Annotated in this window: 17 protein-coding genes; 8 read left to right on the forward strand and 9 right to left on the reverse strand. The window is 38.4% G+C overall.

Annotation, left to right across the window (positions count from 1 at the left end; all coding sequences use genetic code 11):
• The first annotated feature begins 1 nt into the window (after position 1).
• Complete coding sequence (locus KSK55_RS02845; protein ID WP_218608095.1) at positions 2-1,939, forward strand: sensor histidine kinase; 1,938 nt, start codon at positions 2-4, stop codon at positions 1,937-1,939.
• 1,490 nt (positions 1,940-3,429) lie between these two features.
• Here KSK55_RS02845 and KSK55_RS02850 read toward each other — a convergent pair.
• Complete coding sequence (locus tag KSK55_RS02850) at positions 3,430-3,624, reverse strand: rubredoxin (protein WP_214418617.1); 195 nt, start codon at positions 3,622-3,624, stop codon at positions 3,430-3,432.
• A gap of 573 nt (positions 3,625-4,197) precedes the next feature.
• Between KSK55_RS02850 and KSK55_RS02855 the strand changes: the two genes are divergently transcribed.
• Positions 4,198-4,467: an EVE domain-containing protein gene (locus KSK55_RS02855; RefSeq protein ID WP_218608096.1), complete on the forward strand. Its 270-nt coding sequence runs from the start codon at positions 4,198-4,200 to the stop codon at positions 4,465-4,467.
• A 177-nt stretch (positions 4,468-4,644) separates the two neighbouring features.
• Here KSK55_RS02855 and KSK55_RS02860 read toward each other — a convergent pair whose 3' ends face one another.
• Together KSK55_RS02860 and fdhF are read right to left on the reverse strand one after the other, a co-directional pair.
• Positions 4,645-5,889 carry a Coenzyme F420 hydrogenase/dehydrogenase, beta subunit C-terminal domain gene (locus KSK55_RS02860; RefSeq protein WP_218608097.1) on the reverse strand — a complete coding sequence of 415 codons (1,245 nt, stop codon included), beginning with the start codon at positions 5,887-5,889 and terminating at the stop codon, positions 4,645-4,647.
• Between the two features lie 2 nt (positions 5,890-5,891).
• On the reverse strand, positions 5,892-7,958 hold the full coding sequence (fdhF, locus tag KSK55_RS02865) for a formate dehydrogenase subunit alpha (protein WP_218608098.1): 2,067 nt from the start codon (positions 7,956-7,958) through the stop codon (positions 5,892-5,894).
• A 415-nt stretch (positions 7,959-8,373) separates the two neighbouring features.
• On the opposite strand from fdhF, the gene KSK55_RS02870 reads away from it, so the two are divergent.
• Positions 8,374-8,928 carry a flavodoxin family protein gene (locus KSK55_RS02870; protein ID WP_218608099.1) on the forward strand — a complete coding sequence of 185 codons (555 nt, stop codon included), beginning with the start codon at positions 8,374-8,376 and terminating at the stop codon, positions 8,926-8,928.
• Positions 8,929-9,068: 140 nt separating this feature from the next.
• On the opposite strand, the gene KSK55_RS02875 is transcribed toward KSK55_RS02870, so the two are convergent.
• Together KSK55_RS02875 and KSK55_RS02880 are read right to left on the reverse strand one after the other, a co-directional pair.
• Positions 9,069-9,746, reverse strand: a complete 678-nt coding sequence (locus tag KSK55_RS02875) for a DUF166 family protein (protein WP_256664160.1) — start codon at positions 9,744-9,746, stop codon at positions 9,069-9,071.
• Between the two features lie 52 nt (positions 9,747-9,798).
• Complete coding sequence (locus KSK55_RS02880; RefSeq protein ID WP_218608101.1) at positions 9,799-10,230, reverse strand: arsenate reductase ArsC; 432 nt, start codon at positions 10,228-10,230, stop codon at positions 9,799-9,801.
• 33 nt (positions 10,231-10,263) lie between these two features.
• Between KSK55_RS02880 and KSK55_RS02885 the strand changes: the two genes are divergently transcribed.
• Positions 10,264-10,755 carry an ArsR/SmtB family transcription factor gene (locus tag KSK55_RS02885; RefSeq protein ID WP_256664161.1) on the forward strand — a complete coding sequence of 164 codons (492 nt, stop codon included), beginning with the start codon at positions 10,264-10,266 and terminating at the stop codon, positions 10,753-10,755.
• Between the two features lie 404 nt (positions 10,756-11,159).
• Here the strand turns inward: KSK55_RS02885 and KSK55_RS02890 are convergent, their stop codons facing one another.
• Both KSK55_RS02890 and KSK55_RS02895 read right to left on the reverse strand, forming a co-directional pair.
• Positions 11,160-11,393 carry a hypothetical protein gene (locus KSK55_RS02890; protein ID WP_218608102.1) on the reverse strand — a complete coding sequence of 78 codons (234 nt, stop codon included), beginning with the start codon at positions 11,391-11,393 and terminating at the stop codon, positions 11,160-11,162.
• 67 nt (positions 11,394-11,460) lie between these two features.
• Positions 11,461-11,961 (reverse strand): thioredoxin domain-containing protein, encoded by a 501-nt coding sequence (locus tag KSK55_RS02895; protein WP_218608103.1) that lies wholly within the window; start codon positions 11,959-11,961, stop codon positions 11,461-11,463.
• A gap of 216 nt (positions 11,962-12,177) precedes the next feature.
• On the opposite strand from KSK55_RS02895, the gene KSK55_RS02900 reads away from it, so the two are divergent.
• The 4 genes from KSK55_RS02900 to KSK55_RS02915 all read left to right on the forward strand — a co-directional run bounded on the left by KSK55_RS02900 (position 12,178) and on the right by KSK55_RS02915 (position 15,207).
• Positions 12,178-12,591 (forward strand): ArsR/SmtB family transcription factor, encoded by a 414-nt coding sequence (locus tag KSK55_RS02900; protein WP_218608104.1) that lies wholly within the window; start codon positions 12,178-12,180, stop codon positions 12,589-12,591.
• 63 nt (positions 12,592-12,654) lie between these two features.
• Positions 12,655-13,869: an ACR3 family arsenite efflux transporter gene (gene arsB, locus KSK55_RS02905; protein WP_218608105.1), complete on the forward strand. Its 1,215-nt coding sequence runs from the start codon at positions 12,655-12,657 to the stop codon at positions 13,867-13,869.
• Between the two features lie 121 nt (positions 13,870-13,990).
• The gene (locus tag KSK55_RS02910) at positions 13,991-14,479 is read left to right on the forward strand and encodes a nitrophenyl compound nitroreductase subunit ArsF family protein (RefSeq protein ID WP_218608106.1); all 489 of its coding nucleotides are present in this window, start codon (positions 13,991-13,993) and stop codon (positions 14,477-14,479) included.
• Positions 14,476-15,207, forward strand: a complete 732-nt coding sequence (locus tag KSK55_RS02915; RefSeq protein ID WP_256664162.1) for an aromatic aminobenezylarsenical efflux permease ArsG family transporter — start codon at positions 14,476-14,478, stop codon at positions 15,205-15,207. Before KSK55_RS02910 ends, KSK55_RS02915 begins: the two co-directional genes overlap by 4 nt.
• A 39-nt stretch (positions 15,208-15,246) precedes the next feature.
• Here KSK55_RS02915 and tnpC read toward each other — a convergent pair whose 3' ends face one another.
• Both tnpC and KSK55_RS02925 read right to left on the reverse strand, forming a co-directional pair.
• Positions 15,247-16,725, reverse strand: coding sequence for an IS66 family transposase (gene tnpC / locus KSK55_RS02920; RefSeq protein WP_218607127.1), 1,479 nt, complete (start codon positions 16,723-16,725; stop codon positions 15,247-15,249).
• 129 nt (positions 16,726-16,854) lie between these two features.
• Complete coding sequence (locus KSK55_RS02925; RefSeq protein ID WP_218608107.1) at positions 16,855-20,763, reverse strand: ATP-binding protein; 3,909 nt, start codon at positions 20,761-20,763, stop codon at positions 16,855-16,857.
• Positions 20,764-20,823: the final 60 nt, after the last annotated feature.

Consider the following 20,823-nt stretch of genomic DNA (forward strand, 5'->3'; position numbering starts at 1 on the left):
AATGGAGAGAGAAGAGAATGAGCGTCCGGATCCTCAGGATCTTCTCACCTTTGCAGAATATGAAGAGAGTAAAAAAAGCAGAGGGTCTCTTATTATTTACCTTGGATATGCAGCCGGTGTTGGAAAGACCTACTCTATGCTTTCTGATGGTATTCATGCAAGGGAAGAAGGCACAGAAATTGTTATCGGGTATGTCGAGACCCATAATCGTCCTGAAACGGATGTATTAGCCGAACGCTTAGAGGCAATTTCCTGCTGGATCCAGCAGTATCGCGGAATCTCTCTTCGTGAACCGGATGTAGACCTGATCATCCAAAGAAAGCCTGATGTAGTTCTCATTGATGAACTGGCCCACACGAATGCACCCGGTTCACGTCATACCTATCGGTACCAGGATATCGAAGATATCTTACAAGCAGGAATTTCTGTCTGGACCACCCTGAATATTCAGCATATCGAAAGTCTGAACGAAAAGGTATCCCTGATTACAAAAGTTCCAATCAAAGAGACGGTTCCGGACACGTTTGTTGCGAAGGCCGATGAAATAAGAGTTATTGATATCTCTCCTGAAGGTCTAATTAAACGGCTTCTTGAAGGGAAAGTGTATGTTCCAGATCTGGCAGTTCAGGCAGTGAACCGGTTCTTTGCCAAAGAAAACCTGCTTGCCCTCCGGCAGTTTTCACTCAGGTACACAGCACAATATTCAGATATACGGATGATGCGGCTCATAAAAACGAAGAGTTCGTCAGATAACTGGCCGGCATCAGAACGAATTCTGGTCCCCATCCGTCCGGGTCCGAATGCTGAAAATCTTATTCGGGCGGGTTACCGGTTGGCATACCGGCTTGATGCTGAATGGACTGTTATCTCTGTTATCGAAGAGAAAGACACAGATCTTCCTCCTCAGGAAGAAAAATGGCTCATTTCAGCACTTGACACGGCACGAAGACTGGGAGCCACCATCATCAGGTACCGGGGAGATGATGTGGCAGCGGATATCATCAGATATGCAAAAAGAAATCATATCACGACGATTCTCATGGGCAAACCAAAGGGATTTAATGTCCTGTTCTCACCAGTATACCGGATTATAAGAGGGGCAAGGGGAATTGATATTATCCTGAATGATTCCAGAGAAAATGATAAACCAATTCCAATCCCGCGTCAAATAGGAGTCCGGATTAAAGAAGAGTACATTTCAGGAGTTATTCTTATAGGCATTATTACCTGTGTAAATTATCTTCTGACCGGGATCATCAGTTCAGATAACCAGATGATCATCCAGCTTATTCCGGTTATTATTATTTCATTGTTATTCCGGAGAGATGTTGCACTAGTGGTTGCAACAGTTAGCATACTCATTTTTGATTTTGCATTTGTATTGCCCTATTATACCTTTGCGATAACAGACTGGGAGTACTTCATCTCATTTGTTGGATATGTGGTTATTGCTCTGATAATCAGTACACTTGCGACACGGCTTCGACATATTGTCCCCCAGATTTGGAAGAGTGAAGCCCAGATTGAGGCAATCGGAACTCTTTCACAGGCTCTTGCTGACAGCACAGACCGGAAAGAAGTATTTTCATCGCTCATTGAACATATCAGTCGTATAGGTCCTGGTCGATATGCCATATTTACTGCTGGTAAAACCGGGGTAGTTATTCTGGCTCAGCATGGAGATATTGATTTGACAGAAAAAGAATCTTCGATTGCCTGGTGGGTACTGGTTCATGGACAGTCTGCAGGGAGAAGTACTGACACTCTTGCAGGAGGAGATGGATACTTCCTGCCAATAAAAGGAAACCAGCAAACTTTTGGAGTGATAGGATTCTGGTTTGATAATCCGGAGGAGATGCTTAGTGCAGATAATAAAGAGATATATGACTCAATTGCATCACTTGGAGCATTAGCACTGGAACGGGTAAAAATTAAGTGAATTATTCGTTTATAGTTCCTTTGAGTTGGCATTTAATTATTAAAACCCTCAATTCAAAGGATGTGATACTTGTAGAAAAACCATTAATGAAATATTCGCAAGTATTAAAGAAGTACTAGAACTTTGCTATAATAATACACCATTAGATATCCTAAATAATTTTGTCAGATTTCGTAAAGGTGAATTTGTACAGGGTGCATAATGTTTACAACTATAAAAGGGAAAAAAATTTATCTCATTTCTCAATTCTCTAAATTATACTTTCAGACAATATGGATCTCATGAACAGATGATATCTAAAGGTAGAAGATACACAACCATAATGGTTCATACAGGTGAGTCCATACCCTAAGAGCTATTTCTAAAAAATATTCGGGATGATCTTGAAAGAACACTCGAAGAATTCAACCATGACTTCGATGATAATACAGGAAGAACAAAACGATTTACTACCCTAATATTTTTTTTCTTAAAACTCCTGGTTTATTACCTTTCTTCCCCAGATATAAAAAAACCACTGTTCTCTTCTCATTCCAGTCCCGAATCATCCCTCATCCCAGTCAGTTCACCTGATAATCCTCTTTCCCAACACATGAGGAGATCCATATCGGTTCCTGAATACTGGTCATTCCCCCCCTTATAGAAAATCAGTATCAATTAATGAGACCAAACACTCTCAAAAATAAATCTATTAAAGAACATTACGAGCCATTCCAATACCCTTACTTGGTTCCGGAAGTACGAATAATAAAATATAATACATCTGGTAACCAATTGATTTAAGCGGTTATAGTTTGTATTTCATGTACTAAATAAATTAGTCATAAAATCTGAGCTCCGGGCTGATTCCTCGGTCCTTTGATGAATACAAATTATTCCGCCTTTATTCTTAAAAACGCTCTTTCTTCTCGTTTTGTATGAAATAATTTATTCCAGCGACATTTTGTTTATCTCGTACTATTACATGAAAGTGAAAAGACCATGAATGGAATGAAGTGCCAGGTTATGAAATTAAAAAAACCGGAACGATTCCTCTATTTTCCATAGCAATAACTCCTTTATGTCCTGAAAATCACTTTTGGAGAGATAGTAATTGGGCGAAGAAATACAATATCCAATCAGAATGAGTATCCGAAGTTGAGACAATGAGGTAGAATCATCCATGAAGGAAGAACTCGGGAAATCCTTCATGAATTCGGGTTGATTCTACACTCATCACGACAAATATGTGCCCGGTTGTGTGATTACGGGCAATATTATATCACATTAAAGATACAAAAATCTACTGATATACCCAACTGGTTTTTAACATAATTGGTGGAAAGAGACACCTTGAGTTCAACATTTTATTTTAATAATGTTAATAATTGAAGAAATTTAATTATTTTTTCTACGCGACATTATTCCATTAACTCTAATATGTCAATTAAAACCGATCTTAAGATTCAAAAAAAGATTGTACCGAAAAAATACTATATCAGAATAGAACGTTATCGAATAAACGTAAATGCAGATTTCGGCTCTTTACAGATAGGACAACGCCATGTATTCGGGAGATCTTCAAAAGACGTCCCCGGAGGTATATTCTGAGTCGGATCGCCCTTATCCGGATAATAATACCACCTACAAGGATCACATCGCCATATCCCTTCTATTTTTGTTGTACTGGATACTACCCGTTTCATATCTTCTTTCACCTAAAGATAGTGGATGATTATACAACTCCACATATTAAGACCAATTTCTTAGTCATTATTAGTATAACACTTTTCTCTTGTGAAAAAATGAGAAAAAAAGGTAATTAAATTATAAAAACAATCTCAAAAATCTTTTCACCAAGAATACGAGCCCTTTACTGATGATTCTTATCCAACATTAGAATGGGAATTTTTTTCTGGTATTTTCATGAAAATCCTGAAACTTTCATTTTCCATATATCTCAATATTAGTTAATACAATTGATCACCAAATGTAATTGGGCTAAAATCGAATCATTCAATATCTTAAAAAACAATCTTTGGTAATCGGAGTTATCTCATGTCATTCCACTGATGGTTTCACTCAATTATGACATATTGGCTTACAATCGGAACATGGGAAGGGTGGAACACCCTTACCCACAATGGAATCCTGGAAATTCCTAAAAGAGATAAAAAAAGATTTGAAAAAATTAAAAATGGTGATAAAGTTCTTTTTTCACCAAACTGGATTTTAGACCAGAAGGTTTGCTTCTCCCAGTGGTTGTAGGATCTGCAATCGTGAAACAAGTAATCCAAAGAACCCCACCAGAGGAAATTACGATTACTCGTGCTTGGGAAATGCTTGAGCCCTGTCGGTGTCAGATGAAAAATATTTATGAATTTTCAACGCCGGTTCCATTATATCCACTCGTACAGGAACTACAATTTATTGGGAATAAGAAACGATGGACGATTTATTTAACTCATGCATTACAGGAAATTTTAGAAAAAGACTATAATTTCATAGTTTCTAAACAAACACGTCATCCAATTCAAAAGACTCAGTAACCTACCAAATAGTACATGTGATCTCATAAAATAGTAATCAGCTTCTTTTGTCTCTTTCCCAGAGGGATTTTCCTCAACCAGGTAAGATTTTTAAGAAGAAAGACACAAGGCTGGTGGTCCTTTCCGGTTATTACTCCGGAAAGGAAAAAAGCATTTGTACGAAAAATGTTAGGATGATTACTCATCCTTGAATATGTTGATATAAATAGAGTCAGTTCCGGTTGCATCAAGCCGGGCACGCTCTGCCTTCTCCTCAACAAATGCGTGGATTGGCGGGGTCATATCCATACCCGGAGTGTGCTTGAACTGCTTTTCAATCTCAACCTGTTGTGAATGCATGAAGAGAGCATTGCGAATATCCATGGAACAGAGTTCTTCACACTGACCACAGTTGATACAGGAGTCAGAAATGTGTGCAAATCTGATCAGATGGAACATGAAACCTGGTGGAAGCTGACCTGGAGTGATGTACCATGGCTTCTTGGTTGAACATTCAACACAGTAACAGATGGGACAATTCTCAACACAGGCGTAACACTTGATACACTTTGAGGTCTCATTCATCAGGAGTTTTAAGCGTTCTTTGCCCTTTCCAAGTGCAGTAAAGTCTTTTTCACGCCACTCGTCACCGAGCTTGAGCATGGCCTTCTCGACCTTACCACGGATTTCAATACCCTTTGGATCGGCTGCTGCAACTTCAACAGCACCTTTTGCCTGTGCATCGGAGAGGAGCTTTGCACCCTTCTCTGAACAGACTTCAACAAAGGTTGCCTTTCCTGCCTTGTCTCCGATGACTCCCCAGTTCCCACATGCAAGGTCTGCCTGGCGGGGGATTTTCATCTTACAGCGACGGCAGTTGGACCGCCGACCGAATCCTTCTTCTTCAAGTTCATCAATCTTGATGCCCTTGTGTCCGCCTTCGTACTCAATGATAAACTGACCCTTGTCGATCTCTTCCTTATGGACGGTATCAGGGTTGACCCCGAACTTTTCAGAGATCATCTTCCGGGCACTCACCGGGCTTACCGAACCACCACAGTTGACACCAATCATGACAATATTGTCAAGATTTATCTGGTTTCTCTTTGCAAGCTCGTAAAAGGCCATGACGTCACAACCCTTGCAGGTTACGGCGATCTTCATGCCCTTTGCACCGTCGGCATAGTTCTTTAAGATCTTTGGAAGCAGGAGGGTTCCACAGTGTAGGGATCCTGCAGTGGATGCAACTTCTGCCGGATCGGTGATGAATGCCGGGACTGCATCATAGATATCCTGGCCTTTTCTGACGGCAAGGACAGCGTCTACAAATTTATTTTCCAGTGCATATTTCAGGAGTGCAGTGACTGCTCCACCACATTCTCCCTTATCGAGGATATCTTTGTCTTTTGCCCAGACATAGCTCATATCGCCTTTTGCTGCCATGTTCAGGCCTCCTGAATCTTCTCAACCCGAACCGCACAAGCCTTGGACTCTGGGATCTTGGCAATGGGGTCGAGGGCGTTGATGGTCAAAACGTTTGCTGCACATTCGACGTAGTGGAATGGAATGAACATAACACCTGGCTTGATATCATCAGTGACACGTGCAGTGATGGTGATCTCACCACGACGGGTTTTTGCCTTGACCATTTCCTTGTCTGCTATTCCGAGTTTCTTTGCGTCGCCGGTGTTAATCTCAATCCATCCGGTTGGCTCTTCACGTTCAAGATCTACAGACCGGCGGGTCATAGTTCCTGTGTGCCATTGCCAGATGGAACGTCCGGTGGTCAGGACATATGGATATTCTTCATCCGGAACTTCCTGAGGCCACTTGAATGGAATTCCGGTCATGAGACCTTTGCCGTCTGGCATTCCAAACTTTTCTCCGTGAAGAATCGGAGTTCCTGGGTGTTCCTTGGTCGGACATGGCCAGTGGAGTGCTTCTGGTCTGTTGAGGCGCTCATAGGTCATTCCTGCGTAGGAAGGAGTGAAACTTGCCATCTCGTTAAATACTTCTTCTGAAGTCTTCCATGGGAACTGGGCTCCATATCCCATCTTTTCTGCGATGGATGCGATGATCTCCCAGTCACCTTTTGCCTCTCCTGGTGGATCCTGTGCTTTTCTCCACATCTGGACACGGCGTTCGGTTGAGGTCTGTGTTCCGTCCTTCTCTGCATAACAGGCTGCCGGAAGAACAACATCAGCAAACTCGGCGGTCTCGTTCAGGAAGATATCCTGGACAACAAGGAAGTCAAGAGTCTTGAGTGCATGCTCGACGTGGGTCAGGTCTGGATCAGAGATCATCGGGTTCTCACCCATGATATACAGACATTTGATCTCGCCTGGCTTGTCGGTCAGAACGTTCATCAGGGTAGTGACTTCGTACCCGTTCTCACCTTTTGCAATGCCATCAGGGAATTTCCATCCGTCAGCGAACTTCTTCTGGGCTGCTTCGTCGATAACTTTCTGGTATGCAGTATAGACAACCGGCAGACATCCCATGTCACAGGCACCCTGTACATTGTTCTGTCCACGAAGTGCATTCACACCGGTTCCAGCACGTCCGAGGTTTCCGGTCAGCATCTGCAGGTTACCACAGGACTTGACATTGTCAACACCAGTTGTGTGCTGGGTAATACCCATGGAGTAGAGAATTGCACTTGCACCTGATTTTGCAAACCATTCTGCTGCAGTCTTGATCTTGTCAACCGGTACACCGGTAACTGATGAGACATTCTCAAGGCTGTACTCATCCTTCATGACCTCTTTCTTGAGTTCATCAAAACCGTTACAGCGCTTTTCAATGAATTCCTTGTTTTCCCAGCCGTTCTTGATGATCTCCTGCATCATACCATTCATGAGACAGACATCAGTTCCGGATCTGAACTGCAGGAACAGGTCTGCCTGTTTTCCGGTTGCGGTCAGACGTGGGTCGGCATAGATGAACTTGGCACCTTTTGCCTTTGCCTGCATGACACGGCGTCCGATAAGCGGGTGGCATTCAAAGGTGTTTGAACCAATGATAAAGACACACTTTGAATCGGCAATGTCACCGATGGAGTTGGTCATTGCACCGGATCCAAAGATGTTTGCAAGACCTGCAACCGTGGATGCATGGCAGAGACGGGCACAGTGATCAATGTGCTTGGTCTTGAGGACACCACGGGCAAACTTCATCATGGCGTAGTTGTCTTCATTTGAGACACGTGCTGATGCAAGACACATACATTCATCGGGGTTGTAGGATTTGAACTTCTCTGCAATGAGCTTGAGTGCTTCATCCCAGGTTGCTTCTACAAACTTTCCATCCTTCTTAATCAGTGGTTTTGTCAGACGGTCAGGAGCGTTGACGAATTCATGGGCATAGGTCCCTTTCGGGCATACCTTTCCTTCGTTCACCGGAGAGCGGTGGTAGGGAGCAGTCCCCACAACCTTTCCGTCCTTTACCACGAGGTTAAAAGAACAGCCGGTACCGCAGTACGGGCATGTAGTCTGGACATACTTGAGATCCATTTCGATTCCTCAGTGATATAACAAAGTCTATAGCAGCTGATATAATAGTTGTGAAAAAATTCCGATAAATGGTGATTAGGAGTGGACATTGACTGCAATAATTTATTTTTAATGGTGAACCGATCTGAGCTAAGAACCAAATACTTGAAAAATTAGTGAAATATTGAGGAATTATGCAATAATAATCCTTTAAAAAAGTTAAATGAAATTGTTATACTAACTGAAGCCTTCGGCTGGTATTGATACATTGTTTTCATACCATTCAGGATCAATGGATGTATGCTCCTTTAAGAAATTTCCTGGGCGAGAAAATTCTGATATCTGATGTAACTACTATGGTATCCAGATAGGAAGGCAATTCCAACCATATAGGGAAACGAAAAGGCTTTCTTCAACCTAGGTTTATAATTCAAGTATGAAAATTGTTGGAATAACTTCAAGTCCACGAAAAAGCGGGAACACTCAGAGACTGGTAGAGCATATACTTACTGGAGCACAGGAAGCTGGGGCGAAGACAGAATTGATACGTCTCTGTGACTTCGACATTCAACCATGTACCGGTTGTGATGTATGCAAAAAAGACGGAGAATGCATAATACAGGATGATATGGAAGAAATATATCAGAAAATAAAGGAATCAGATATTGTTGTATTTGGCTCTCCGATATACTGGTTTAGATTAAGTGCTCAGGCTTATCCATTTATCGACCGGATATATGGCCATTTTACTCCTGATTTCTCCTGTGATATGCCGAAAGGGAAAAAAATTGTTGTTGCCCTGACATGTGGCGGTGAGGATATTGAGGATATGAATACGACCAATGATTACCTGAAAAAAGTCTTCCAATACATAGGGTTTGTTGATGCAGGGTTTATCTGGCAAAATAATTGTAACAAACCTGATGATCTTTCCAATTATCCGGAGAAGATCATGGAGGCAAAACAATTGGGAAAATCTTTGGTTCCATAAAATAAGTTTACAACATCCTAATTTTTTGCTATTCATTAGAACAACTACACATATAATAAATTAGGGTCTATCACCCATATAGAACCGAGAAATTGACCTGAATGAATTTTTTTCCGAAGTTATTCAATTGTCTTTTCTTCCTAAATACCTGAAATGACTCTGCACGTTGACTGATCTACCAGTTGAGAGCACTTTTCCCATAACTCTCTATTGACACCTTTCAGAGCAGCAAGCAGTTCTACCAAATGAATAATACCTGCCTTCTCCTTATCACACGTTTTCCCGAACCGGGGAGCACGACAATTATGACAGATAGAAAGAGCAAACCGGTTCATCGCCTCCATATCTAATTGCTGCCCGTTCAGCTCATGTGCTGCAGCATCCGTCGAACCACATGGGGAACCACGAAGCGGGTGACACCAGACCACCCGTTCTTTGTCCAGTATCAGATAGAAAACCGGCCTGCCGAAACCTTTTGCATACTCGTTTATCTGCCAGAACTTCGTGTTCGGAAGAAGCGAGCACATTGTCTCCGGACCGATAACAGCCGGGTTTATCTCCCTTGCCTGATTAATGAATCCAGGGCCCAGATTCACCCCGAGAAGAATGGGAACACCGGTTTTCACAAGTTCCATTGCAATATCAGGATGCCGAATATACGAGATGTAGAGATCACAGGGAGGAATAGTAAGATCAATCTCATCAACTACCGGTGAAGAGGGAAAAGGGAGGAGGATCCACTCGGTTGGAAACCTTCTCCGAATCTGCTCAAAGGCCCGTTCTCCATATTGACCATCACTCACAATTCCAATCTTCACAACTATCAGGATATCATTTGCAGGGAATTTCAATAAAGTTTGAGATAGAGAATTACCAAGCCAGAGCTCCGCAGGGGTTTACATTCTCGTCAATCCACTGTGTAATCTCATCCCGTACAATCCGGAATATTGCTAATTGCTCTTCATCAGAACCCATAGATAAGGATGGATCAGTAAATCCCTGGTGGATGGTTCTCCTCGCTCCAGGAAATAACGGGCAGACTGCTTTTGCTCCATCACAAACCGTCACAACGATATCGATATCAGTATCAAAAAATTCCAGGAGAGGCTTTGAACGTTGACCTGATATATCAATGCCGATTTCTCTCATTACTTCAATGGCGAGAGGATGGACTCTGGTTACTTCTGTCCCTGCGCTATATCCAATATACCGATCTCCATACCGGTCCATGAGATATCCCTCTGCTATCTGTGACCGGGCAGAGTTATGGGTACAAATAAACAAAACGGTCAGATTATTCATGATATGAGTATTCTTAAGTGAACCTTTAATCGGATGATGGTTTTTACTATATTCTCTATAGATATCATAATTCATCGAAATATTGAACTTCTCATCAGGGAGATAAGATATACGATGAAAAAGGCCGCTTGCAGCACGAATTGTGTGGATTCTGCAATTCCAGCCAAAATACCCCCTGAAGTTCTTGAACCTTTGATGACCATCGGTGGTCTGGAAGGATTATCGAACCGGATCATGCCCCGTAATGCGGTTTTACAAAACGTCTCTCTCTTTAAAGCTCTCTCTGACCCATTCCGAATAAAGATCCTTTCCATGCTTTCAGTCCAGCCTCTTTGTGTCTGTATTATACGGGAGTTGCTTGAGATATCAGATACCAGGCTATCGTATCACCTGAAAAAATTAAGCTCAATGGGACTGATCGAAGGATCATCACAGGGAAATTGGATTATTTATGAACTTACTGATCTCGGAGCAAAAGCATTGTCCCTTTGTTCTGAAGAGAAGAAAAATATTAAAAAGAAATAATAGTTCAGATACTTTATTTTGATATATTGTCCAAAATATGAGCACAGATGAGAAGGTTACTATTTTTCCTTTTTATTAGTTTTTTACTATCCGTTCCAATATTAGCAGAAATCCCTGGAGAAAATGTATTAGGAACAGACCCTCTTATACTTCCAAATATTGCGAAATTCTATTTGGAGCCGGATTCTTATGTGGGAAATATTGTAAGCATAAAGGGAATTGTTTCGGCATCATACCCAAAGGAACACAGGTTCATTCTTTCCGATTCAATAGGCTGCGTAACCTGCTCGGCTGTAAGAAAAAATTCTGAAATCCTTCCTGTCACCTTTTCAGGAAAAATTCCTGACAAAAGAGAGATCGTATTAGTGGTAGGAAAACTGATCCGGGGAGAAGGCGATACTTTTTCAATCAATGCTACATCGGTGAAAATGTAAATTTTTTAAGTCATTCCAGCCTTTAGCAATACATATCAGGCCGAGAATGATAAACACCATTGAATGAAAACCATAAACCATAGTTTCAGAACCATAATCTCCGGCAAAAATCCGCATCCAGAAAAATGGACAGACTATTCCAAAAAGAGCAAATATTATCCCAAGTTTTACCAGACTATTGGCCTGCTGTATCGTTTCAGACATCTTTCCCCTTATTCCAATAAGAAATAGTTACCGTTCTACACGGATATTCATAGGAAATTTTATTGTATCATTTTCCGGAAAAGAGTCTCGTTATCCAGGAGAGAAATCCGGGAATTGTTTGGGTGTTTCTCTTTTCCTGATACCATGTGGTGAGTGTTTCTGTATACGACGCAATGTCAAAAGAACCTACCAGAACAACATCCCCTATGAAAACCGCTGGATAATGGATATTGACATTATCGTTAAATTTCGTCTTATACTCGGTAAACATGGAACTATTGGCAGAACTATTGTAAAGATCGTGGTATAAAACAGTAATATCCGGGTTTTTAACAGTAAATCCATTCAGAAACTCAACTGCTTCCTGACATGATCCACAATGAGTATTATAGAAAAACTGAATCGGAAATGGGGATGAAGAAAGGTTAGTCGTATTATTCATCGTAGCAAGAAGCTGATCTCCTGGGATCTCTGTACTGTCCTGAAGAAATACTGATGCTGATCCAACCTGAATGAATAAGATGGCGACGGTAAGAAGACTATATATCAACAATTTTTGAACTACCATAATACCTCTGATTATCATACATTGAAATTTCAGATAATACCTACTAAATAAATGAGCATTACAGCTCTGATTGAAACTCTCATATAAGTTGCACTACTATATGGTGTATTTACTACTCAAATGCATAGTAAAGGATTCGTCTTTATCCTGGATTTCATACTGCCCGAATGAGCGATACTTTTTTCCTCCATGTGATTTCATATATCTTTGAAATAGATGCCCCGTCGAACATCCCAATCCAAACCATGCCCATGTGACGAAGAATTTCCTGATATACCGGAAGATATCAGATTAGGTGTCCAGTCCCGGGGAGGGATGCAAGCAATATGTAGTTCAACTCCGAAATATGAACAACTCACCAGTCAGGCAAAAATCCATCATGCTCTTAGTGATTTTATTCGATTGAAAGTACTTCATCTTCTTGCAGTTCAAACACTCTGTGTCTGTCTCGTTAAAAACTGTTTAAACATTGCCGATTCGAAACTCTCTTATCACCTGAATATTTTAAAAGGTGCCGGCCTCATTATACAAGAGCCACAAGGTAACTGGATTCGGTACTCTCTTTCAGAAACAGGCAGATTTTTTATCAGTTTTCATACCATGATCGAACATTCCGAATATCCCCGGTAGCAGAGAGAGAGGTATATGTACTAATGAAGTTCAAATGATTTTGAATCACAATCGTGATATGTTATGAACGCTTCACAAGAAAAATCTACGATTTCACCAAAACAGTCAAAAGGTCTGGGTTTTTTTGAAAAATATCTGACGGTTTGGGTTTTGGTCTGTATCGCTCTCGGAATACTTCTCGGCAGATATGCTCCGAATGTCTCAACTTATCTTGACAGTTTGTCAATATACATTGGAGAAGCGCCCATAATTTCAATTCCGATAGCACTTTGCCTGTTTTTTATGATGTATCCTATCATGGTCAAGATAGATTTTTCTGAAGTGCTAAAAGCGGGAAAGAACATTAAACCCGTCAGTCTGACACTTTTCGTGAACTGGGCAATCAAGCCGTTCACCATGTATATTATCGCCACGTTTTTTCTGGGATATGTATTTCTTCAATTCATCGGCCCGGATGCAATAGACCTTGTGAAAATGCCATTCGGAGTGGATCTTCCAGTTGGTACCACATATGGGGATGGAACTATCGTGATGGAAAACGGGGTGAAAATGCTAGAAATCCCATTATGGAGGAGTTATCTCGCCGGATGCATTCTTCTTGGAATTGCTCCCTGCACAGCGATGGTTCTCGTCTGGGGATATCTTGCAAAAGGAAATGATGGCCATACGCTTGTTATGGTTGCGATAAACTCCTTATCCATGCTGGTATTATATGGTCCGCTGGGGGGTTTTTTCCTGGGAGTTGGACAACTTCCGGTTCCATGGGAAGCATTAGCATTATCTATTGCAATTTATGTTGCCCTTCCCCTCATAGCCGGATACATATCCAGAATTCTCATTATTCGCTATAAGGGAGAGGAGTGGTTTAAAACGAAATTCATCCACTACCTTACCCCGGTAACGATCATTGCGCTATTAGTTACATTAATCCTCCTCTTCAGCTTTAAAGGGGAGGTTATCCTGAATGATCCCCTTACGATTCTCTGGATTGCAATCCCGCTATTCATCCAGACAGTTCTCATATTTTCGTTGGGTTATATCCTCTCGAAAACCTGGAAATTTACGTATGAGGATGCTGCTCCCTCTGCCATGATTGGAGCATCAAACCATTTTGAGGTTGCAATTGCAACGGCAACGATCCTTTTTGGAATTTCTTCCGGTGCAGCTCTTGCAACCGTTGTCGGAGTTCTTATAGAAGTTCCGACCATGCTTATGCTCGTAAAGATCTGTCTTCGGACCAAAGGATGGTTCCCCGTAAAAAAGCAAAATTTGGCATAATTCTCCAGGTTTTTTTATTTTTAATGATAAAGTAGTTCAAGAAAGTTTGTAATACTTTGAACTAGAATCTATAGTGAATTGATGTCACATTTGTGATTATCGCCAATGTGGAGATTTCTGAATGAGAAAAACAGATCATCTTAAGATAATCGGAGCACTCATTTTATGTGCCCTGTTTCTGACTCTCTTTGCTGGATGCACCGGAACCAATTCAGGCAATGAATCGCAGATGAAGAGTGAAGTACCTTCATCGTCAGCATTACCAGATATCACTAAGGTAGAACTCTACCATTTTCATGGAAATCAGCAATGTTATTCCTGTGTGACCTTGGGAGATATGGCTGAAAAGGTTGTGAATACCTATTATCCTGATGAACTTGCATCAGGAAAACTGGTATTTGGTCATATAAATGCTGAAGATCCACAAAATCGAGAACTGGCAGAAAAGTATGAAGTGGTGTCTTCATCCCTGATGATCGGAGTATCCACGAAAGATTCTTTCACGAAGCAGGATCTTGTTGGTGCATGGTATAAAATTGGGGATGAGAATGAATATACCACCTATTTGACTGGAATTCTGGACCCATTCCTGAAAGGTGAAACATCTTGAGCGATCTGATGTCATTTATGGAGGCAATGGGAAGTAGTGATATTCCCCTTGTCGCCGCTTTTTTCATCGGTCTTATGATGGCTATCAGTCCCTGTCCCCTGGCCACGAATATTACTGCCATTGCATACATTTCACGAAACCTCTCATCCGGCAAGCACACGTTCCTTGTTGGATGTTTATACACCCTGGGAAGATCGCTCGTATATATGGCGATAGCTGCTCTCATTGTTCTGGGCGGCCTGAAAGTTCAGTCAATATCACTTTTCCTTCAGCAATATGGCGATCTCCTGCTTGGACCGATCCTCCTGATTTGTGGAATATTAATGCTTGAGATTATTCCCATCAGTATGAAATTCGAACATGAAGGTCTTTTAAATTTAAAAGAAAAACTCTCAAAAAAATTTATTGAGAAAGGATTTTTCGGAAGTTTCCTCTTAGGTATTTTATTTGCTTTAAGTTTCTGTCCGTTTAGCGCCGTCCTTTTTTTCGGTATGCTGGTCCCACTAGCCCTTAGTGCCCAGGATCCAATTGGCGTCCCCCTCGTGTTCGGAATAGCAACCGGACTTCCGGTGATCATCTTTGCAGCCCTTCTTTCTACGGGTGTTGGCCGGTGTGGAGCGATGATGAACAAAGTTCAGGTTGCTGAAAAATGGTTCAGACGGATTGTTGCGGTACTCTTCATCTTCATCGGTGCATACTATACCCTTAATGTGTATCTTCTGGGATAATGATTGAATTCTTAAAAAAAATGTAACTATTCAGTCGGCTTAGGCTAATGCAAGATTTTGAGAGAGTAACGACTCTCCACTAATATCTTTGGTTCTATTTGGTGACCATGGAAAATTATGAAATGCTGAAACAATTCCTTCAATAACATTAATTCCATTTTTTCTTATAGTTGAGATGTAACTTCTGATCAGAGCAATCGCACTGGCTGTATCGAAGCTTCTAAATCCACCTGATATTTTCATTTTTACCTTCATCATACGAATATCTCTCTCGGCCTGATTATTGTCGAATGGAACGAGAGGATCATTTATAAATCTCAACACACTCTCTCTCCACTCTTTTAGCCTTTCGAGTAAGTTTCGTACAAATCCCTTTTTCTTCCTGCCCCTTTTTACTTCATCTACAACCGGTGGAGGATTTTCATCCAGTCCTATCTGTATCAATTCATCGTATGACTCCATCAGACTGGTACGAATGATTGGAGGAATAGGAACCCCAACTCCATGAAATATCTCTTTGTTTTCTTTTGCCCCTAATAATAACTCAATAAGATCATAAGGCCATTTTTGAGAGGTTTCTTCTTCAACCCGGATGAGTTCTCGGATAATATGAGCACAACAAAAACTGTGTTCGCAGGAATAGGAAAGATAAGGACCCCAGAAATCATGAACACTAATCCCATGAAATTCAGGAAGGATTCCAATATTATCCATTCCTTCTTTACCTCTTTTTCTCTGAAGGGAATAATGAGTTAGGTTAGGAGTACAGGTCACATGAAGCCAATGAAGTTTTCCTTCTACTCTGACTCCAGTTTCATCATTATGGATTACGGGCTCATTTTGAAGAACGTTTACAATATCATCCTTAAATGATTGTAATTTCTTCGCTAGATTGTGAGTTAAATTTACGATTGTTCCAGGACTAACAGAAAAACCGAAAAGAACTGAGCAGATTTCAGTTACTCGTTCATAAGGGATTAATTGATGATGAGAAAAATAGGTCAGATAAGATTTGACTCTGGATCCATATTGAACTGGATGTGTAACATCTTCGGGAAAATCCCCTGATGTTTTTAAACCACAATGAGGACAGCAGATAGTGAAAGACTGATGTTCTGTTATCTCGATTGTGGGAGGAGGGGGAAGATCAAAAACCTGTCTTTTTTCAATGCCGAGTATTTTTCCAGAAACAAGGCTATGTCCACATTTGGAGCATTCATGAGGTTTATGATATTCGATATGATCTGGATGAGGACTCTGCCTTAAGGTTGTCCCTTTATGGCCGGGTTGACCTCCCGGATATTTCTTTCGAGAATCTGATTTATTTCGATTCTTTTTAGCATACCCATCAGAAGATGGTGGTTTTCCGCTATTTCGACTATTGAGGTTTAGCCTGGATTCGAGTTCTTTGACTCTGGATTCTAATTGATCAATTCTTTCATGTAGGTGAACAATATATGCAATTACTTCAGGAGGACATTCAAGTATTTTGGCTTTGAGTTCTTCTGGAAAGTCCATTTGATAATTTAACGTTAATAGTCATTATAAAAAGATCTTTCGGTAAAAATGAATTTTTAGAAGAAGAGGACTAATATTAGAGTAGGTTTTCAGATGGACGGGATAAGGGCGCTGAGACCGGCTGAATAGTTACAAATTTTTTACAATTTCTCTATGTTCAGTTTCATTTTCAGTATCAAAAAGAATACTCTCTACATGGGGTAAAATATCATTAATTGGTATATCTAATTCGCTTTTTAATAATAAGGATAAATATAAATTTCTTACATCCAGATAGGGCACAATATGTTTAGTAATAAACCATTCTGCAAGAATTAAGGCTTTTTCGGGACTCCAATTAAATGTGACCGAAATTAATAATTTCGCGGCATATAAATCAGAATTTTTTTCTACATATTCATGCATAACGGAAATAATATTGATAAAAAAAATTGTCCTTTCTTCTCTTTGTTCAGGATCAATTTTATTAATAATATCTAGCCATTTAATCCAATTATTTAATTGGTAATCCTTACGAAAACCAATACCTAATGAAGTTTCAAATGTCTTACGGAGATATTGTAGTGACTTTAGCTGATTTTTAATTATCGCACATATTTCAGAATAATCATAGAATTCGTGGATCCTTTGATTTGTATCATAATATTTCTCGGGACGTGATAAAAAAGATTCTTCAATTAAATTTACTTTATTGTTGCACCATTTTTTATCACCGCTATGTTTATAAATAATTTTTATTATATTTTCCCAGACTAAAGATGGCCAATATTTTTCGTTATCGGGCTTTTCCCATTCTTTGTCAAGTAGTAAATATAATACTTTTATTCCATTTTTATGGTTAACCACTGAATCTACAAAAAATTCAAAAAACTCTTTTTGACATTGATGAATAAAGTATCCATTTTTTATTCTACGATTGAGTGAAAAATTTTGATAATAAAATCCTAAAATGGGGATAATTAATTCTGATATTTGTTCAGGAGGCAATTCTTTATTTATATCTCCCATCACAGAAATATAACTCAGTGTATATATATGTCTTTTAAAGAGAAAAAACAATATTTCCTCTTCATTTTCATTTGATATATTCAATTCCAAGGGTTGATAATCATATCCTAGCAAAAATTGAATTTTATTATACCGAATAAAACTCTCAAATTCAGAAAATGGGTTAGAAAAATTCAAAAAATTAATATTTTCTGGACATTGGACATGTTTTAAATATTTCTGTGCAAAAGTTTCGTCTTTTTTAATTTTTAAGGCATTATACAAAAAATAAATTATTCTCTCTGCATTAAACTGTTCATTTTCTGGAAATAAATAACTATCACCAATAACATCCTTTACTTTCTCTAAAAAATACTCTGCTTCTTCTAAATTATTAATTAATATACAAAAATCTGAACTCCAAATGTTGAGATTAAATACAATATCTTTATTAAGAGATGAGGAAATTTTATTAATTTCATTATTGATGATTTTTACATCTTCCCATTTGTTTAGTTCAATTAAGGATATTCCTACTATAAAGAGTAATTTTTGCTGAAATTTTATTATATTTTCAGTTGATAAATCATGGGATTCATTAAGGTTAATTTGTTTACAATTTCGGATTAATTTTATTATTTCATCTATAGTTCGAAAATATGGGGCCGATGAAGCCCATGTAAGTAATGTATCTGGAGAATATTTCTGGAAATTATTATAGGTTTCTGAAGAAATTAATATATCATATGGTTCAGATAACTCAAATATTAATTTAGATATTTGAAAACTGATATGATTTAGCGTTTTTGTTAGTTTTATTCCTTTTATCTGTTCAATCTGTAATTCATTTCCAGAAATGAGATGCTCTATACATATTTCTGGATGTTCTTGTAAATGGTGAAAAAGGAGAGGAAAATATGAAATGTCTTCTAAATAGGATTTTCTTTGTTCATATTCACTTCCAATTAACATCAGACGAATAAATCTGTGATAGTTATTTAAAATTTTTGCCGAATCTAAAGCAAAAATAATATCATTCTTAATTTCTCGGATCGCTCGGAAATTTAAAAATTGCTCTCTGAAATATGATGCCGTGCTTATTTCAATAACTTTTTGATATTCTTTTGCATTAAATAGATGAAAAATTATATCCCAAGAATGAATTGATGTTTTAGGTTCTTGAGATGCTTGATTTGCTAAAATTTTTTGAAAATAAATTGATTGTGATTCATCAATTATTCCAGACTCGATTTCTGAGGTTTTTTTAATTATGAATGAACGAAAACTGTTATGAAAGAAAAACCAAAAACCTGACTCCCCGACTTTAAAATAATGGGAAAAGGTCCTTCTTAATTTAGATATACTTTTTCTATCATACCAAGTATTAAACCATTTTAGATCAATTCCTGATTTACATCGTGCGATTAAACCTAATAGTTTGATCAGATCAAAATCATCTTTCAGTTCATCCCAATAGGATTCATATTGTTTTTCAATATTCCCTGAAAAGGGATTTGTCTTATTTAAAATATTAGATATTTCTTCATTGTCTTCCGTTTCCAGAATTTTGTTCAATAAATAAATTAATGATAGTGGATGACCATTGGAGAGTAAAAAAATCTTGTTAATTTGATCTATCTCTAAAGGAATTTGAATAGGTGAATTTTTAATAATATTTCTAACTTCTTCGAGATTTAGGGATGGCATTTCAATTATTCGTTTATCTCGAATTTCTGATTTAACGGCACTTGGAAAAATTTCGTCGGTTTGGCTTCCAAGAATAAAAATAATCCCATCAGGGATTTTGTTTGGGTCAGGAAGATCATTTAAAAGAGAATATTCTGGATGTTGTTCGCGAGAAATATGATCTAGTCCATCGATTAAAAAAATAGTTTTTCTTTGATTTTTTTTCCATTCTTCGTGCAAGTACTGCATTTGGTTGTAAAACCGTTTCAGAAGAATGGTTCTATCAAATGAACTTACACTACCTCCAGAAGAAAATCCCTCATGATCAAGTTGCAGTGATATATCATGAAGAAAATTTTTAGATTCTCCTCTAAGATTGACAGGTTCATATGAATTTGGTATATATGAATAATATTTTATAACTAATTCCGATCGATTTTTTAAAAATTGAGTTAAGAAGGTAGATTTCCCGGAACCGGGTGTTCCAATAAGTCCTATGTATCCTTTATTGATATTGTTAATTAAATTGTCAAAATCAGTGTATAAATTATGGTTTTTTTGGTATAATCTTTCATTTATTGGAAATAAATGCTGGTTAATTAAATCATTTCTACTTTCCCATCCAATTATGATTAAAAATTCTTTTAAACTATATTCTATAGTTTTACTTGGATCAGCAACCAAATCAATTAATTTTTTTGAGATATTATTTATATCGTCTATTGTTGAAAATCTATCTTTTTCAGGTAATTCTTCAAAATTTGGAATATTATAACCAAATTCTAATGAACAATCTTTTACAAAATTAATAAACTCTTCAATAGTTTCAAGTTTAGAAGATTCATAAAATTTTTGAAATGCAAAATCCCATTCATCAGGAATCTGAAATCTAAATTCTGGAGACGAATTATGAATTTTGTTCCATATTTGGGCGATAAAACTAGCAAAATGTAACCTGTCAGGATTGTTTTTTTTACATGAATTTATTTTATCATTGGTCGATGGATAATTTCGATGAATAAAATGAACACAAATTTTTTTACTTGGAAATTTATTCTTTAATCGTTTCCAACCATCTGCTAGTTGGGCAATATAGCAAGGATTACCATCAATAGGAGAAATGAATTTATTATATGTAATGGAAGAAGGATATTCACTCCATTTTATTTGATATGCGTCAATTCGGTTAATTGATAAAATTTGAAAATCATCTACTCGCCCTGCATCTGGATCAGCAATTTTTATTGATACTAGATTTCCGGCTTTTATTGCTGTAATTATCTTTATTGCTGCTATTTCATATTGAGGTTTATAGCCAATTATCGCATTTCTTTCACCTTTTGATGGAGGGGGTTCGGATGGCATTTATTAATTCTTAATTTTTTATCATGTAATGATTTTCTTTTTGCATTTTGTATGAAATAT

The organism is Methanospirillum hungatei, from assembly GCF_019263745.1.
In the GTDB taxonomy this organism is placed as follows: Archaea; Halobacteriota; Methanomicrobia; order Methanomicrobiales; family Methanospirillaceae; genus Methanospirillum; species Methanospirillum purgamenti.

Coding starts and splice junctions, on each gene's coding strand:
- KSK55_RS02845 (WP_218608095.1), top strand. CDS start 2: ATGGAGAGAGAAGAGAATGAGCGTCCGGATCCTCAGGATCTTCTCACC.
- KSK55_RS02850 (WP_214418617.1), bottom strand. CDS start 3,624: ATGAAACGGGTAGTATCCAGTACAACAAAAATAGAAGGGATATGGCGA.
- KSK55_RS02860 (WP_218608097.1), bottom strand. CDS start 5,889: ATGGCAGCAAAAGGCGATATGAGCTATGTCTGGGCAAAAGACAAAGAT.
- fdhF (WP_218608098.1), bottom strand. CDS start 7,958: ATGGATCTCAAGTATGTCCAGACTACATGCCCGTACTGCGGTACCGGC.
- KSK55_RS02870 (WP_218608099.1), top strand. CDS start 8,374: ATGAAAATTGTTGGAATAACTTCAAGTCCACGAAAAAGCGGGAACACT.
- KSK55_RS02880 (WP_218608101.1), bottom strand. CDS start 10,230: ATGAATAATCTGACCGTTTTGTTTATTTGTACCCATAACTCTGCCCGG.
- KSK55_RS02885 (WP_256664161.1), top strand. CDS start 10,264: ATGATGGTTTTTACTATATTCTCTATAGATATCATAATTCATCGAAAT.
- KSK55_RS02890 (WP_218608102.1), bottom strand. CDS start 11,393: ATGTCTGAAACGATACAGCAGGCCAATAGTCTGGTAAAACTTGGGATA.
- KSK55_RS02895 (WP_218608103.1), bottom strand. CDS start 11,961: ATGGTAGTTCAAAAATTGTTGATATATAGTCTTCTTACCGTCGCCATC.
- KSK55_RS02900 (WP_218608104.1), top strand. CDS start 12,178: ATGCCCCGTCGAACATCCCAATCCAAACCATGCCCATGTGACGAAGAA.
- arsB (WP_218608105.1), top strand. CDS start 12,655: ATGAACGCTTCACAAGAAAAATCTACGATTTCACCAAAACAGTCAAAA.
- KSK55_RS02910 (WP_218608106.1), top strand. CDS start 13,991: ATGAGAAAAACAGATCATCTTAAGATAATCGGAGCACTCATTTTATGT.
- tnpC (WP_218607127.1), bottom strand. CDS start 16,725: ATGGACTTTCCAGAAGAACTCAAAGCCAAAATACTTGAATGTCCTCCT.
- KSK55_RS02925 (WP_218608107.1), bottom strand. CDS start 20,763: ATGCCATCCGAACCCCCTCCATCAAAAGGTGAAAGAAATGCGATAATT.